Raw genomic sequence first — 14,866 nt, 5'->3', positions numbered from 1 at the left:
GGACGCGAAGGCGGCCAGACCGGGCGATAGGGCCGGCATGGCATTTGCCCGCCAATACGCGGCGCTTTAAGAACCCAGAATTACACATGCCACCAGCCCTATGCGCAAAGACCTATTCACCCCCGCGCCGCCAGCCTCTCATCCACCACTTCAATCCAATGCCGCACCGGCACATCCGTCCCACTCTGCAGATGAGACACGCACCCAATATTCGACGAAACAATCACCGACGGCTCCGCCTGAGAAATCGCCGCAAGCTTGCGAGCCCGTAAGGTCAACGCCATCTCCGGATTCAGCACCGAATACGCCCCCGCCGACCCACAGCACAGATGCGTATCCGCAAACGGCTGCAACTCAAAACCCAAATCACGGAGCAGCCTTTCACTCAACGGACGCAACCCTTGCCAATGCTGCAAGGTACATGGCGGATGAAACGCCGCCCGCCCGCCCGGCGCCAGTCGCGCACGCAGCACCTCAGCATGAGGCGCAACGATTTCCGCAACGTCTTTGACTAAAGACACAATATGTTCCGCACGACTAGCGTAATTGGCATCATGGCGTAAATGGTGCGCGTATTCCTTCACCATCGCACCGCAGCCAGACGCATTCATCACAATCGCTTCAACGTTGCCCGCTGCGATCAGTGGCCACCACGCATCGATGTTGGCGCGCATCTGATCGAGCGCGTCTGCTTGCGCATCGAGGTGAAAATTCACAGCGCCACAGCATCCTGCGCCAGGTGCCAATCGCGCACCAATGCCTATCGCATCGAGCACGCGAATCGTCGCGGAGTCAATGGTCGGCATCATGGAGGGCTGCACACAGCCAGTCAGCATCAACACCTGGCGTGTGTGCTGTGCCACAGTGGGCAGCTGCCCAGGATCACGACGCACGGGAACCTTGCGCTTGAGCGCATCCGGCAACACATGACGCAGCGCCTGCCCCAGACGCATCGCAGGGCCGAACAACGACGAATTAATGCCTTTGCGCAACACCAGGCGGCGCATACGATCCGACCAGGATCGGCTGACTTTCTGGTCGACGAGATGGCGGCCGATATCGATCAGGTGCCCGTACTGCACACCCGACGGGCACGTGGTCTCGCAGTTGCGGCATGTCAGGCAGCGGTCCAGATGCTGCTGCGTAGCCTGCGTCGGCTCGGCGCCCTCCAGGACCTGCTTGATCAAATAGATACGGCCGCGTGGACTGTCGAGCTCGTCGCCCAACACCTGATAGGTGGGACACGTCGCCGTGCAAAATCCGCAGTGCACGCAACGACGCAGAATGGCGTCGGCTTCGCGGCCCTCATTCGTGTCTCGCACCCAGGAAGCTAAATTAGTCTGCATGCTGCGCTATAGCTCCAACACCATTCGGCCAGGATTGAATAATCCCGCAGGATCCAGTTCTTGTTTCAATCGCCGTGTGATGGCGGCAACACCGGACGATAGGGGATGAAAGACCCCATCGGCCGGAATCGCACTGCCGGCAGAGCGGAACAACGTGGCATGCCCGCCCAATTGCTCCGCCCTCGCCCGCACGGCCTGCGCATCGAGATTGCCGCTCAGCCAACGCTGGCCACCGCCCCACTCTACCAAGGTCGGCACGCCAAAGTCCTGGGCCGGTGTGGTCGGAGGCAACGCGACGCGCCACAGCGGTCGATCTTGTTTGAAAAAAGGATGCACTTGTTCGCGCAAAGACGTCCACCACAGATGGGCTTGCTCGGCGTCCAACTCGTCACCGCCTATGCTTGCCTTGGCGGCACGGATGGCGGGCGGTGCCCCCGACAGCCGCACGGTGACATAGCCTGCGGTGTTGGCGTTGCCGGCAGCGTTGACCATATTCGCAGCATCAGCACCAATGGCCGCGTTGGCGCCATGATCCGCCTGTGCAGTGCCAGCGTCGTATCCATCAGCGGGACTCCAGCTCGTCGCCGAGATCGCCAACGGTTGACTACGCCATTGCGCAAAGTACGTCAGCGCCTCTTGCTGCGTCGCCTCGAATCGCAAGCTGCATTCTTCGAAGGGTTTGGGCAGGACCTTGAGAGAAACGTCGACGATCGCTCCAAAGATGCCCAACGATCCCGCGAGCAGGCGCGATACGTCGTAGCCTGCCACGTTTTTCATGACCTCTCCGCCAAAGGACAAGAGACGGCCTTGTGAATCCAGCAGACGCGCGCCCAACACGAAGTCACGCACGCTGCCTGCCGTCATGCGGCGCGGCCCCGCCAAGCCCGCCGCCACACATCCGCCGACCGTGGCCGTGGCGCTAAAATGGGGCGGCTCGAACGCCAGCATCTGGCCTTGTTGGGCCAGTTCGGCCTCGAGCATCGCCAGCGGCGTGCCGGCACGCACCGTCACGACGAGCTCAGACGGCTGATAATTGATGATGCCGTTATAGGCGGTCATATCCAACAGGCAGTGCCCGTCTTGCGGCGTCACCGGGCGGTGGTTGCCGTAAAACGATTTGCTGCCGCCGCCACAGACGAATAACGGCTTGTGACCGGCGTGCGCGGTCATGACCTGATCACACAGCTCAGACAGAACGAATTCCATACGCGCCGGGCCTAAAAGCGCGAGAGATCAGGAAAGCGCAGCTCTCCGCCGTGTACATGCATCTTGCCGTATTCGGCGCAGCGTGCCAGGGTCGGAATGACTTTTTCAGGGTTTAACAGACCGGGCGGATCAAACGCCCGCTTGACAGCCAGGAATGCCTCCAGCTCATCACGCGAAAATTGCACGCACATTTGATTTATCTTCTCCATACCCACCCCGTGTTCCCCAGTCAGGGTGCCTCCTACTTGCACGCACAATTCGAGAATTGCCGCGCCAAATTTTTCTGCCCGCTCGACCTCGTCGGGCTTGTTTGAATCAAACAAGATCAGTGGATGCAGATTGCCGTCGCCCGCATGAAAGACATTCGCGCAACGCAGCTCGAACTCGTCTTCCATCTGCTCGATGGCACCCAGCACGCGCGCCAGATGACGGCGAGGAATCGTGCCGTCCATGCAATAGTAGTCAGGCGAAATACGCCCTGCTGCAGGAAAGGCATTCTTGCGTCCGGCCCAGAACAACAAGCGCTCGGCCTCATCGCGCGAGACTTGCAAACGCGTCGCGCCTGCCTGGCCAAAGATCGCCTCCATGCGCTCGATTTCGTGCGCGACCTCTTCGACCGTGCCATCGGACTCGCACAGCAGAATGGCCTGGGCCGTCACGTCATAACCGGCCTTCACAAAAGGCTCGACCATTTGCACGGCGCGGCGGTCCATCATTTCCAGGCCGGCAGGAATGATTCCAGCCGCAATCACGTCGGTCACGGCCTGTCCGGCGGTCTCGACACTGGAAAAACTGGCCATGACGACCTGGGCACATGCGGGCTTTGGTATGAGCTTGACGGTGATTTCCGTCACCACACCCAGCATGCCTTCGGAACCGATGAACAAGGCCAGCAGATCCAGACCCGGCGCATCCGGCGCCTCGGATCCCAACTCGACGACCTCGCCATCTACGGTAACCACACGCACTCGCAATACGTTGTGAACCGTGAGACCGTACTTCAGGCAATGCACGCCCCCGGAGTTCTCCGCCACATTACCGCCGATGGAACATGCGACCTGGCTGGACGGATCGGGCGCGTAATACAAACCATGAGGCGCTGCAGCCTCGGAAATCGCCAAGTTGCGTACACCAGGCTCAACCACCGCCGTGGCGCTGACGGGATCCACGCGCCGAATGCGGTTGAATTTCGCCAGGCCCAGCAGCACACCTTGTGCGTGCGGCATGGCGCCGCCGGACAGACCTGTTCCTGCGCCGCGCGCCACGATAGGAACACTCAACCGTTTGCAAACTCGCATGACGGCAATGACCTGCTCCTCGGTCTCGGGCAGCACCACGATAGGCGGCAACGCCCGGTAGAGAGACAAGCCATCGCATTCGTAAGGACGCGTGTCCTCCTCGCGATGCAGGATGCAATGCGTGGGTAACACACCGCGCAGCGCGTCCAGGACCGGACTCGCGGAAAACGATTGCTCAGTGTGACGCAAATTGGGCTCAACCAATGAGTTCATCTCTACACAATAGCGTGTCGCTATCAATCGTGGCAGAGCGGATTTACCCGCATCCGCCACATCATCCTTGTCCAAACCGGCAGCTCTACAAGCCGCGGCGCCACGGTCTACCAGTTGATGATTTTGCCGGGGTTGAGGATGTTATTGGGATCGAAGGCGTGTTTCAGGCTACGCATCAGCGCCAGCGCGTCTTCGCCGTGCTCTTCTGCCATGAATTGCATCTTGTGCAGGCCGATCCCATGCTCGCCCGTGCACGTGCCATCGGCTGCAATCGCACGTCTGACCAAATTGTGATTAATCGTTTCCGATTCCCGCCACTGCGCCTGATTGTCGGGATCCAGCAACATCAGGACGTGAAAATTACCGTCCCCGACGTGGCCGACGATCGTATAGGGAAAGCTGGCGCGGTCCAGTTCGTCAACCGTCTCGCGCACGCAGTCAGCCAGACGCGAAATAGGCACGCACACATCGGTCGTGCTCGCCCGGCAGCCCGGCCGCAGTTGCAGGCCTGCAAAATAGGCAGCGTGCCGTGCCGCCCACAATCGGCTGCGATCCTCGGGACGCTCGGCCCATTCGAAATCCATGCCGCCATGATCGGCCGTAATGCCTTGCACGATCTCGGCTTGTTCTTGCACGCCCGCCGGGCTGCCGTGGAACTCGAACACCAGCAAGGGAGTCTCGCGCAGCGTCAGTTTGCTGTGCAGATTGACCGAACGCACGGCGGCCTCGTCCATGAACTCGACGCGAGCCACCGGCACGCCCATCTGGATGATCTCGATCACGCTTTGCACCGCGTCGTTCAACGACGGGAAATTGCAGATCGCAGCGGACACCGCCTCGGGCTGCGGATACAGGCGTACCGTGACTTCGGTAATGATGCCCAGCGTGCCTTCGCTGCCGACAAAGATACGCGTCAGGTCGTAGCCCGCCGAGGATTTGCGGGCGCGGCTCGCGGTGCGAACGATACGGCCATCGGCCGTCACCACCGTCAACGACACCACGTTTTCGCGCATGGTGCCGTAACGCACCGCATTGGTGCCCGAGGCTCGTGTAGCCGCCATGCCACCCAGACTGGCATCGGCGCCCGGGTCAATCGGGAAAAACAAACCGGTATCGCGGATTTCTTCGTTCAGCTGCTTGCGTGTCACGCCTGCCTGCGCCGTCGCGGTCAGGTCTTCCGCATTCACCACCAGCAACCGGTTCATCTGCGACAGGTCAATACTGATACCGCCCTGGATCGCCAGCAAATGTCCTTCTATCGACGACCCTGCGCCATAGGGAATCAGCGGCACGCGGTGTTCATTGCACAACCGCGCGACCGCAGCTACCTCTTCGGTGCTTTGCGCAAAGACCACCGCATCGGGCAGCATAGGCGGATACGGCGACTCGTCGCGTCCGTGATGCTCGCGCACAGCCTCGGCCACAGAGAGGCGATCCGCAAACCGCTCGCGCAGCGCATCCAGACAGGCAGCGGGAACAGGTCGGCGCAAGGATTCGGTATGGGCAGGAGCATTCATGGCAGGCAACGGCGTAGAAAGTAAAAAACCTATTCTACGCCTTGCGCGGCCTCATTTCCCCACAACTGCCGCGGCCAGCCGCCGGGCTTTCACCGCACCGGCGAGCCGCTCCAATACCGCCACCGAAGCATCCCAATCGATGCAGCCGTCGGTGATGCTCTGGCCGTACACCAGCGGCTCTCCCGGCACCATATCCTGGCGGCCGGCGACCAGATGGCTTTCGATCATCAGGCCGACAATACGCGTATCGCCTGCTTCGAGCTGACGCGCGACATCGTCCGCAACCAAGGGTTGGTTCTCCGGTTTTTTGCTGCTGTTGGCATGGCTGGCATCGATCATCACGCGCTGCGCGAGACCGGATTTCGCCATATCCGCGCAGGCTGCCGAAACACTGGCCGCGTCATAGTTAGGCGCCTTGCCGCCGCGCAGAATAACGTGGCAGTCCTCGTTGCCAGCCGTCGAGACGATGGCCGAATGCCCGCCTTTGGTCACCGACAGGAAATGATGGGGCTGTGATGCCGCCTTGATCGCGTCCACGGCGATCTTCACATTGCCATCCGTGCCATTCTTGAAACCGACCGGACACGACAGGCCGGAAGCCAGCTCGCGGTGAACTTGGCTTTCGGTCGTACGCGCCCCGATGGCGCCCCAGGACACCAGGTCGGCGATGTATTGCGGCGTGATCATGTCCAGAAATTCGCAGCCTGCCGGCAGCCCCTGGCTATTGATGTCCAGCAACAACTCACGGGCGACACGAATGCCGCGATTGATGTCGAAACTGCCGTCCAGGCCCGGATCGTTGATCAGCCCCTTCCAGCCCACAGTCGTGCGAGGCTTTTCGAAATACACACGCATCACGATTTCCAGCTCGCCCTTCAGGCGATCGCGTACGGGCTTCAGGCGCTGGGCGTATTCCAGGGCGGCCTTGGTGTCGTGAATCGAACATGGCCCGATGACCACGATCAGACGGTCATCCATGCCATGCAGAATGCGGTGCATCGCCTGTCGCGCGGCGAATACCGTTTCGGATGCCTCCTGGGTGCAGGAAAACTCGCGCATGACGTGCGAGGGCGGATTCAGTTCTTTGATTTCGCGGATGCGAAGATCGTCGGTGTTGTGTGACACGAGAGACTCCTGGGTGNCCCACCAGGCTGGCGGCACAAAAAAGCCGCCAGGGCAGCTGGCGGCTTTTTTAAGGAATTTTGTACGACTTTAGTTTAAGTGCGTCCCTTCCTCCGCCAGCGGCTTCAGAAAACCAAAAAAATAAAAATAAAAAGCGGGGGACGCGAATTTCATAGGGAGGGACTCTAGCACAAATTTCCAAACATCGTCTACGACTTTTGAAAACCAGGGGGCTTCAGGGATCGGACGGCCATCCCATCCCCGGCACAACATCCCCCCGGCCGCTGATCAGGCGGTTCCGCCGACTGTCAGGCCATCCATGCGCACAGTAGGCATCCCGACCCCAACCGGCACGCTCTGGCCGTCTTTACCGCAGGTGCCGACACCGGAATCCAATTGCAGGTCATTGCCGATCAAGCTGACCTGGTTCATGGCATCCGGTCCGTTGCCGATCAAGGTCGCGCCCTTGACCGGGTAGGTGATCTTGCCGTTTTCGATCATGTAGGCCTCAGAGGCCGAGAACACGAATTTACCGTTAGTGATGTCGACCTGCCCGCCCCCGAAGTTCGCGGCATAAAGCCCGTGCTTGACCGAGGCAATGATTTCCTCAGGCGGCGTCTGGCCTGCCAACATATAAGTGTTGGTCATGCGAGGCATGGGCAGATGAGCAAAGGATTCTCGCCGGCCATTACCTGTGGCGGACGTTTTCATCAGCCGGGCGTTCAGCGTGTCCTGCATGTAGCCGCGCAAAATGCCGTCTTCGATGAGGACGTTGCGTTGCGTGGCATTGCCTTCGTCATCGATATTCAGCGAGCCACGACGATCCGGCAGCGTGCCGTCGTCGATCACGGTCACGCCCTTGGACGCGACGCGCTCGCCAATGCGGCCCGAAAACACGCTGGAACCCTTGCGATTGAAATCGCCTTCCAGGCCATGGCCGACGGCCTCATGCAGCAAAATGCCCGGCCAGCCCGAGCCCAGCACCACCGTCATTTCGCCGGCAGGAGCGGGACGCGCTTCCAGGTTGACCATGGCCTCGTGCACGGCGCGTTCTACATAGCCTTGCAGGATCTCGTCCGAGAAATAGGCCAACCCTGTGCGGCCGCCGCCGCCGGAGTGCCCCATCTCGCGACGGCCATTACGCTCGGCGATCACGGTCAGAGACAAACGCACCAGCGGGCGCACATCAGCAGCCAAACGGCCATCGCTGCCCGCCACCAGAATCACATCATATTCCGCCCCCAGGCCAGCCATGACCTGAATGACATGCGGATCCCGCGCGCGCGCCATCCGCTCCACGCGCTCAAGCAATGCGACTTTGTCCGGGGCGCTCAGTGTCGTCAGCGGGTCCAGGTCGGCATACAGGCTACGGCCAGCCAGGGGAGGAACCTGGGCTGCGACTTTGACCTTGCCAGCGCCACGGCGGGCAATGCCGCGCACCGTACGAGCCGACGACAACAAGGCATCCGGCGACAGGGAATCGGAATAGGCAAACGCGGTTTTCTCGCCGCTGATGGCACGCACGCCCACGCCCTGCCCGATCGAAAAACTGCCGGTTTTCACGATACCTTCTTCGAGGCTCCAGCCTTCGCTACGGGTATATTGAAAATACAGATCGGCGTAATCGACCTTGTGGGTGAAAATTTCCCCTAGCGCGCGCGCCATGTCGGACTCAGTCAAGCCCCAGGGGTCCAGCAATAATGACTTGGCCGTAGCCAACGATTGGATATCGGGATCGATCAGGTTCATAAAATCTCTGTTTTACAGGACTCGGTGGCGCAACGCAGGCAGCGAGGCGCGCACTTGCGTCAGGCGCTCAGGCTCTATCGTACCGCTGACCACGCCTGGCCCCTCGGGTAACACGTCAATTATCTCGCCCCACGGGTCAATCAACATGGAATGCCCCCAAGTGCGCCGGCCATTGACGTGATGCCCACCCTGGGCGGCCGCCAGCACATAGCATTGGTTCTCGATGGCACGTGCACGCAACAATAATTCCCAATGGGCTTTCCCTGTAGTGTAGGTGAAGGCGGCCGGCACCAAAATCAAGTCCACCTGGCCCAACGCCCGATAAAGTTCGGGAAACCGCAGGTCGTAACATATCGACAGCCCGACACGCGCCCAGGGGGTCTGCACGGTTTGCACGGCGTCTCCGGGGCGAATCGCAATCGATTCGTCATAAGCCTCCGCGCCGCGTTGAAAATTGAATAAATGGATTTTGTCGTATCGGGCGGCGGACTTTCCGTCTGGCCCATAAACAAACGTGGTATTGAACACGCGCCCGGCATCCGGACACGCCAGAGGCAGGGTGCCGCCTGCCAACCAGATCTGGTGTTTGGCAGCCTGTTCGGCCAGAAAGTCTTGAATCGGCCCGGAACCGGGTTGCTCCTTAATCTCAAGTTTTTGCAGATCAGCGGTTCCCATAAAACAAAAATATTCGGGTAATGACACCAGCCTTGCCCCCGAATCAGCTGCCATTTCAATTAATTCGCCAGCCTGGCGCAGATTATCCTGCACGTCCGGGCTGGAAACCATCTGAATAGCAGCTACTGATATCGAATTCAATTTGGAGTTACTCATTCACCACCTACTTTTAATGCGATGAGCTTGACTCACCTATCCATTTATGGGTTATTTTAGGTATTATTGGTGATATAGCCGTATCAAAACAATATCCGGCACAATATCCCTATTCAAAAACTGTCTGATTATTCGTCAGGACCAAGTCATGCCCCGTGAAACTTACGCCACCTTGCAAGCCAAAATAGAAAAAGAAATCAGCAAGTTGCAGAAAAAAGCTGAAGCACTCCAAACGAAACGCCGTAAGCCGGTGATTGCCTCGATTGTGTCTTCCATGCGTGAATACAATATCACTCCGGAAGAAATCGCTGCAGCATTCAGTGGTGCTGCCAAACCCCCCCGCGCCTCCGGCGGCCGCAAGGCCTCGGCACCCACGGCAGCCAAGCGCCAAGTGGCTCCCAAATACCGTCACCCCCAGAGCGGTGAAACCTGGAGCGGCCGCGGCAAAGCGCCTCGCTGGCTCGCTGCCGAAGAAGCCGCCGGCAATAGCCGCGAAACCTTTCTCATTACCGAATGAATTACTGCCCCAGGCCACCCCTGGGGCAGTAATTTCGGACCAATCCCAGTTTTAATCCGTCCCTAAATCCTTGAATAAATCGGCTCGCCTAAGCTGCGCCGTGACATAGTCCGACATATTACATAGGGATTATTCCCCGCGCGGTTCAGCCTGATTATTGCTGTTAATGGAAAACAGTTAACGATTAACGGGATATTCGACTTCGCGCTCCGATCCATTATTCCCGGGAAAATTATCGAATATCGCCCGCGTCAAATAGGGCATGGTGCGCACGAGGTTCTCCCGGCCACTCAAAATATAGGCCGACGAACGGTAAACTTCCGCTCCCTTGTTGGCGTTGTCGTAAATTTCAACCGTCAAACGATTACGATAGGCCACGGTCGGCACGTCTACCCAGCTAGGCCCCCAATAGCCTGGGCCCCACCATGGCGGCCCATAAAAGCCGCCGAATCCGCCATAGAAATAAGGATCGTACGGCTGCCGCGTCATGACTTGAGTTTGCTCAGTGCCGTATTTGAATGACACATTAAACCGCGCTGAGGCGCCCGGTGGCGCTTCGACCAAACCCGTAGGCCCGATACTGGCGCGCATCGCGTCCTGGTAAGCCTGATATTCGAGATTATTCGCCTGGCCGGGCGTGGCGTCCACAAACCGATAGGTCGCCCCCACCACATCAGAGGGCCAATGCTGGAACGACGTCACTCTGGCCTGTACTGTCGGGGTGGCGCATCCCGTCACCAGAATGGTCGCTGACAACACGGTGGCCACACCCGCCAGACGGCACAGGCCTAGCCATTTGCGGGATTCAAACATAGCGGGTCTCCTAGAGGCCCCAGGGCCGGGCGTGGATCCGTCCAGCGTCTCCGTGGGCACACGAAACTCATCATACCTGGGCAGACTTCGACATCTCCGGCGAGCAAAAGTTTTTCAACTGGATATTTCTATCCACCGAATGCCTGGCAGCCTACTACTACAATAGGGCATTACCTATTCTGATCCGATCTAGGCATGCGCACCGAAACGCCTGTAACCGTATATCGCAAAGATTATCAGCCCTACCCCTATGCCATCCCGACGGTGGCTCTGGCGTTCGACCTGGATCCCGAAGCCACCCTGGTGCATAGCACGCTGCAGGTCGAGCGCAAAGCGGACGCGCCGGCCAACGCGCCGCTGGTCCTGGATGGCGCCGAACTCGAATTAGTGTCGCTGCACGTCGACGGCAAACCCTGGCCGACCGAACAGTACACGCTGGATGACGCGGCCTTGGTGTTGTCAAATCTGCCCGCCCAGGCGACGGTCGAGATCGTCAGCCGTTGCCAGCCCAGCGCCAACTCCACCCTGATGGGTCTGTATGTGTCGGGTGGCAATTTCTTTACCCAATGCGAAGCCGAGGGTTTTCGCCGCATTGCTTATTTTGCCGACCGGCCCGACGTCATGTCGCGCTATCAGGTGACCTTGCGGGCTGGCGACGCGTACCCCGTGCTGCTGTCCAACGGCAACTTGCTGTCCACGCGGACCCTGCCCGACGGCCGCCAGGAAGCCCAATGGGAAGACCCCTTTCCCAAACCCTGCTATCTGTTTGCCCTGGTGGCCGGGCAGCTCACACACCGGGAAACCACCGTCAAGACGGCGTCCGGGCGCCCTGTCCTGCTGCAGGTCTATAGCGATCCGGGCGCCGAGGATCGCACAGAGTGGGCACTGGAGTCCCTCGTACGTGCGCTGCAATGGGACGAAACCCGATTCGGGTTGGAACTGGACCTGGACCGCTTCATGGTGGTCGCCGTGCGCGACTTCAACATGGGCGCCATGGAAAACAAAGGCCTGAATATCTTCAACGCTGCCTACGTGCTGGCCGACCCGCACACGGCGACAGATGCCAATTACGAGGGCATCGAGGCAGTCATTGGCCATGAATATTTCCACAACTGGACCGGCAACCGCGTCACGTGCCGTGATTGGTTCCAGCTCAGCCTGAAAGAGGGTCTGACGGTTTTCCGTGACCAGGAGTTCACTGCCGATATGATGGCGCGCGGCCTGGACGCGGCGGCTGCGGCCAGCGCCCGTGCCGTCAAGCGCATCGACGATGTCGTGACGCTGCGAGCGGCCCAGTTCCCCGAAGACGCGGGCCCCATGGCGCACCCGATTCGCCCGGAAAGCTATCAGGAGATCGGCAATTTCTACACCGCGACGGTGTACGAAAAAGGCGCCGAGGTCATCCGGATGCAGCATACGCTGTTGGGCGCAGAGGGATTCCGTGCAGGGATCGACGAGTATTTCCGCCGCCACGATGGCCAGGCGGTCACGTGCGATGATTTTGTCGCCGCCATGGAGTCGGTCTATACCCGCTTGAACCCGGGCCGCGACCTGTCCGTATTTCGTCGCTGGTATCGCCAGGCGGGTACGCCCCGCGTCGCGGTAACACTGGATTACGATGCCGCGGCACAACGTTGCACGGTAACGTTGAGCCAGAGCTGCCCGCTGGTCGGCGTGGAAAAACGCGCAGGTGGCGACTACGTCAAGGCGCCTTTCCACATCCCCTTTGCCCTGGGCTTGCTCGACGCCGAGGGACGCGCCCTGCCGCTGCATCTCGACGGCTCCTCGCAACCACAGGACACGGCGCTGCTGGAACTGACCGAGCCCCGTCAGCAATGGGTATTCGAGAACGTTCCCGCTAAACCGATTCCTTCATTGCTGCGCGGTTTTTCGGCGCCTGTCATTGTGGAGTACGACTGGACGGATGAAGAGCTGGCGCTGCTCTCCGCTCACGACCGCGACCCGTTTGCCCGGTGGGAAGCCGGCCAGGAACTGGCAACTCGCCAGATTTTGGCCCTGGCGGCCCAGCATCAGGCTGGTGCGCCGCTGCAGGTCAACGCCGCCTTTATCGACGCGTGGCGCGCCTTGCTGACAGATCCTGCCCTGGATGCGGGCTATCGCGCACGCGCTTTGGCCTTGCCCTCGGAAAAGACCCTGGCAGAGCGTCAGGAAGCCATCGACCCTCCTGCCCTCGCAGCCGCTCGGGACTTCCTGCGCAGGGAGTTGGGACGGCAGTTGGCGGCGCAATGGCGCGAGGCTTTCGACGCCAACCAGACGCCTGGCACCTACAGCCCCGCCCCTGGCCCCGCCGGCCAGCGCGCCCTGAAAAATCAGGCGCTCGGTCATTTGATGGCGGCCGAGGTCGGCGGTGCGCAGGCGCTGGCCCAGGCGCAATTCGACCAGGCCGGCAACATGACCGACAGCCTGGCCGCGCTCGGCGCCCTTGTGAACTACGCCCCTGGCGAGCTTGCGGCGCAAGCGCTGGACACGTTCTATACGCGCTGGAAAGACGATCCACTGGTCATCGACAAATGGTTCATGCTGCAAGCCACTGCCTTGAGCAGCAATGTCGACAGCGTGCGCGCGCTGATGGCTCATCCCGCCTTTACGCTGCGCAACCCGAATCGCGCTCGAGCGCTGGTTTTTCAGTTCTGCCTGAACAATGCGCGCGGGCTGCATCGGGCTGATGGCGCTGGTTACGACTATTGGGCCGAACAAGTCCTGGCGCTCGACGCCCTGAATCCTGAGATCGCTGCCCGCCTGACGCGTGCGCTGGATAACTGGGCACGCTTCGTGCCCGAGTTGCGCACCCCCATGCAAGCGGCGCTGCAACGCGTGCGCAACCACGCCGGCTTGTCGCGCAACGTGCTGGAGATCGTATCAAAGGCCCTGGAGTTTGCGGCCTAACACCACGTCACCGAGGGCGCAGATGTCCCGGCCCTCGGTCTTGCCCCCTGCCTGCTTATTCGCGGCAGCTTGTGCGGCTCACCTGTTTTACGTTGATTACGGAGATCCCTCTTGAAACGCAAAACCCTTACCCAACACCTGGTCGAGCAGCAGCGCTCTGCCCAGGCCCTGGCGCCGGAAGTCCGGTTGCTCATCGAAGTCGTGGCGCGCGCCTGCAAGGCCATCAGCCACGCTGTCAGCAAGGGCGCGCTGGGCGGCGTGCTGGGCGCCCTGGAATCCGAAAACGTTCAGGGCGAAGTCCAGAAAAAACTCGATGTGCTGTCCAATGAAATTCTGTTGGAAGCCAACGAATGGGGCGGTCATCTGGCGGCCATGGCTTCCGAAGAAATGGAAACCATCCACCTGATTCCGAACCGCTATCCCAAGGGCGAATATCTGCTGCTGTTCGATCCCCTGGATGGCTCCTCGAACATCGACGTCAACGTCTCGATCGGCACGATTTTCTCGGTCTTGCGCGCACCGCATCGCGTGTCCGGTGCGGACGAAGTCTGCGAACAGGATTTCCTGCAACCGGGCAGCCAACAAGTTGTCGCTGGCTATGCGGTGTATGGGCCGCAAACGATGTTGGTGCTGACCATCGGCAATGGCGTCGTTGGTTTTACGCTGGATCGCGAGATGGGTTCGTGGGTGTTGACGCATGAAAACATCCGCATTCCCGAGGACACCAAGGAATTCGCGATCAACATGTCGAACATGCGTCACTGGGCGCCGCCGGTCAAACGCTATATCGACGAATGCCTGGCCGGTAAAACGGGGCCTTTGGGCAAAGACTTCAACATGCGTTGGATCGCCTCGATGGTGGCGGATGTGCATCGCATTCTGACGCGTGGCGGGATCTTCATGTATCCCTGGGATGCGCGTGAACCGGGCAAGGCGGGCAAACTGCGCTTGATGTACGAGGCTAATCCGATGAGCTGGATCGTCGAGCAGGCAGGCGGTGCATCGATTGACGGCAATCAGCGGATTCTCGATATTCAGCCGGAGAAACTGCACCAGCGGGTTAGTGTGGTGCTCGGGTCGAAGAATGAAGTCGAGCGTGTGGGGCGGTATCACGCTGAGGCGTCTGCGGGAGCTTGACGGGGACTCTGGGCGTCGCAGATATGCGGCGTAAGAGTTCTTAAAACGCCGGGGGCCGTCATGTAAAGGCTGTGCCGGCCCGTTGAGTCCGCCGAACCATCCTTGTCAGGCGGGGGGTAGTCGGCTGGGCATGTTTGAGCGCAGCGTAGCGGAGCGAGTTTGCCCAGCCGCCCCGCCTGGCGAGGNTGGTGAAGGGCAGTNNGGNGGGGC

11 protein-coding genes are annotated in these 14,866 nt (G+C 60.3%); 3 read left to right on the top strand and 8 right to left on the bottom strand.

Annotated elements, in window-relative coordinates; all coding sequences use genetic code 11:
* Positions 1-116 precede the first annotated feature (116 nt).
* From glcF to ACNA0I_RS21335, 7 genes are all read right to left on the bottom strand, one after another.
* Positions 117-1,346: a glycolate oxidase subunit GlcF gene (gene glcF / locus ACNA0I_RS21365; protein ID WP_415808043.1), complete on the bottom strand. Its 1,230-nt coding sequence runs from the start codon at positions 1,344-1,346 to the stop codon at positions 117-119.
* 6 nt (positions 1,347-1,352) lie between these two features.
* On the bottom strand, positions 1,353-2,552 hold the full coding sequence (gene glcE / locus ACNA0I_RS21360; protein ID WP_415808042.1) for a glycolate oxidase subunit GlcE: 1,200 nt from the start codon (positions 2,550-2,552) through the stop codon (positions 1,353-1,355).
* Positions 2,553-2,563: 11 nt separating this feature from the next.
* Positions 2,564-4,063, bottom strand: coding sequence for an FAD-linked oxidase C-terminal domain-containing protein (locus tag ACNA0I_RS21355; RefSeq protein ID WP_415808106.1), 1,500 nt, complete (start codon positions 4,061-4,063; stop codon positions 2,564-2,566).
* A gap of 107 nt (positions 4,064-4,170) precedes the next feature.
* Positions 4,171-5,580 (bottom strand): FAD-binding oxidoreductase, encoded by a 1,410-nt coding sequence (locus ACNA0I_RS21350; RefSeq protein WP_415808041.1) that lies wholly within the window; start codon positions 5,578-5,580, stop codon positions 4,171-4,173.
* Between the two features lie 51 nt (positions 5,581-5,631).
* On the bottom strand, positions 5,632-6,705 hold the full coding sequence (aroG, locus tag ACNA0I_RS21345; protein WP_415808105.1) for a 3-deoxy-7-phosphoheptulonate synthase AroG: 1,074 nt from the start codon (positions 6,703-6,705) through the stop codon (positions 5,632-5,634).
* A 285-nt stretch (positions 6,706-6,990) separates the two neighbouring features.
* Positions 6,991-8,451 carry a metalloprotease TldD gene (gene tldD, locus ACNA0I_RS21340; RefSeq protein ID WP_415808040.1) on the bottom strand — a complete coding sequence of 487 codons (1,461 nt, stop codon included), beginning with the start codon at positions 8,449-8,451 and terminating at the stop codon, positions 6,991-6,993.
* Positions 8,452-8,463: 12 nt separating this feature from the next.
* Entirely contained in the window at positions 8,464-9,282 is an 819-nt protein-coding gene (locus ACNA0I_RS21335) for a carbon-nitrogen hydrolase family protein (RefSeq protein WP_415808039.1), read from the bottom strand.
* 148 nt (positions 9,283-9,430) lie between these two features.
* Between ACNA0I_RS21335 and ACNA0I_RS21330 the strand changes: the two genes are divergently transcribed.
* Complete coding sequence (locus ACNA0I_RS21330; RefSeq protein WP_415808038.1) at positions 9,431-9,799, top strand: H-NS histone family protein; 369 nt, start codon at positions 9,431-9,433, stop codon at positions 9,797-9,799.
* Positions 9,800-9,976: 177 nt separating this feature from the next.
* On the opposite strand, the gene ACNA0I_RS21325 is transcribed toward ACNA0I_RS21330, so the two are convergent.
* Complete coding sequence (locus tag ACNA0I_RS21325) at positions 9,977-10,612, bottom strand: DUF4136 domain-containing protein (protein WP_415808037.1); 636 nt, start codon at positions 10,610-10,612, stop codon at positions 9,977-9,979.
* Between the two features lie 195 nt (positions 10,613-10,807).
* On the opposite strand from ACNA0I_RS21325, the gene pepN reads away from it, so the two are divergent.
* Complete coding sequence (gene pepN / locus ACNA0I_RS21320; RefSeq protein ID WP_415808036.1) at positions 10,808-13,519, top strand: aminopeptidase N; 2,712 nt, start codon at positions 10,808-10,810, stop codon at positions 13,517-13,519.
* Between the two features lie 111 nt (positions 13,520-13,630).
* Positions 13,631-14,656, top strand: a complete 1,026-nt coding sequence (locus tag ACNA0I_RS21315) for a class 1 fructose-bisphosphatase (protein ID WP_415808035.1) — start codon at positions 13,631-13,633, stop codon at positions 14,654-14,656.
* The last annotated feature ends 210 nt before the right edge of the window (positions 14,657-14,866 follow it).

Origin of the sequence: Bordetella muralis (assembly GCF_965139205.1) — a bacterium.
Lineage (GTDB): Bacteria > Pseudomonadota > Gammaproteobacteria > Burkholderiales > Burkholderiaceae_B > Bordetella_A > Bordetella_A muralis.
Note: the sequence above shows the minus strand (reverse complement) of the source record. Positions and strands in the feature narration are given on the sequence as shown.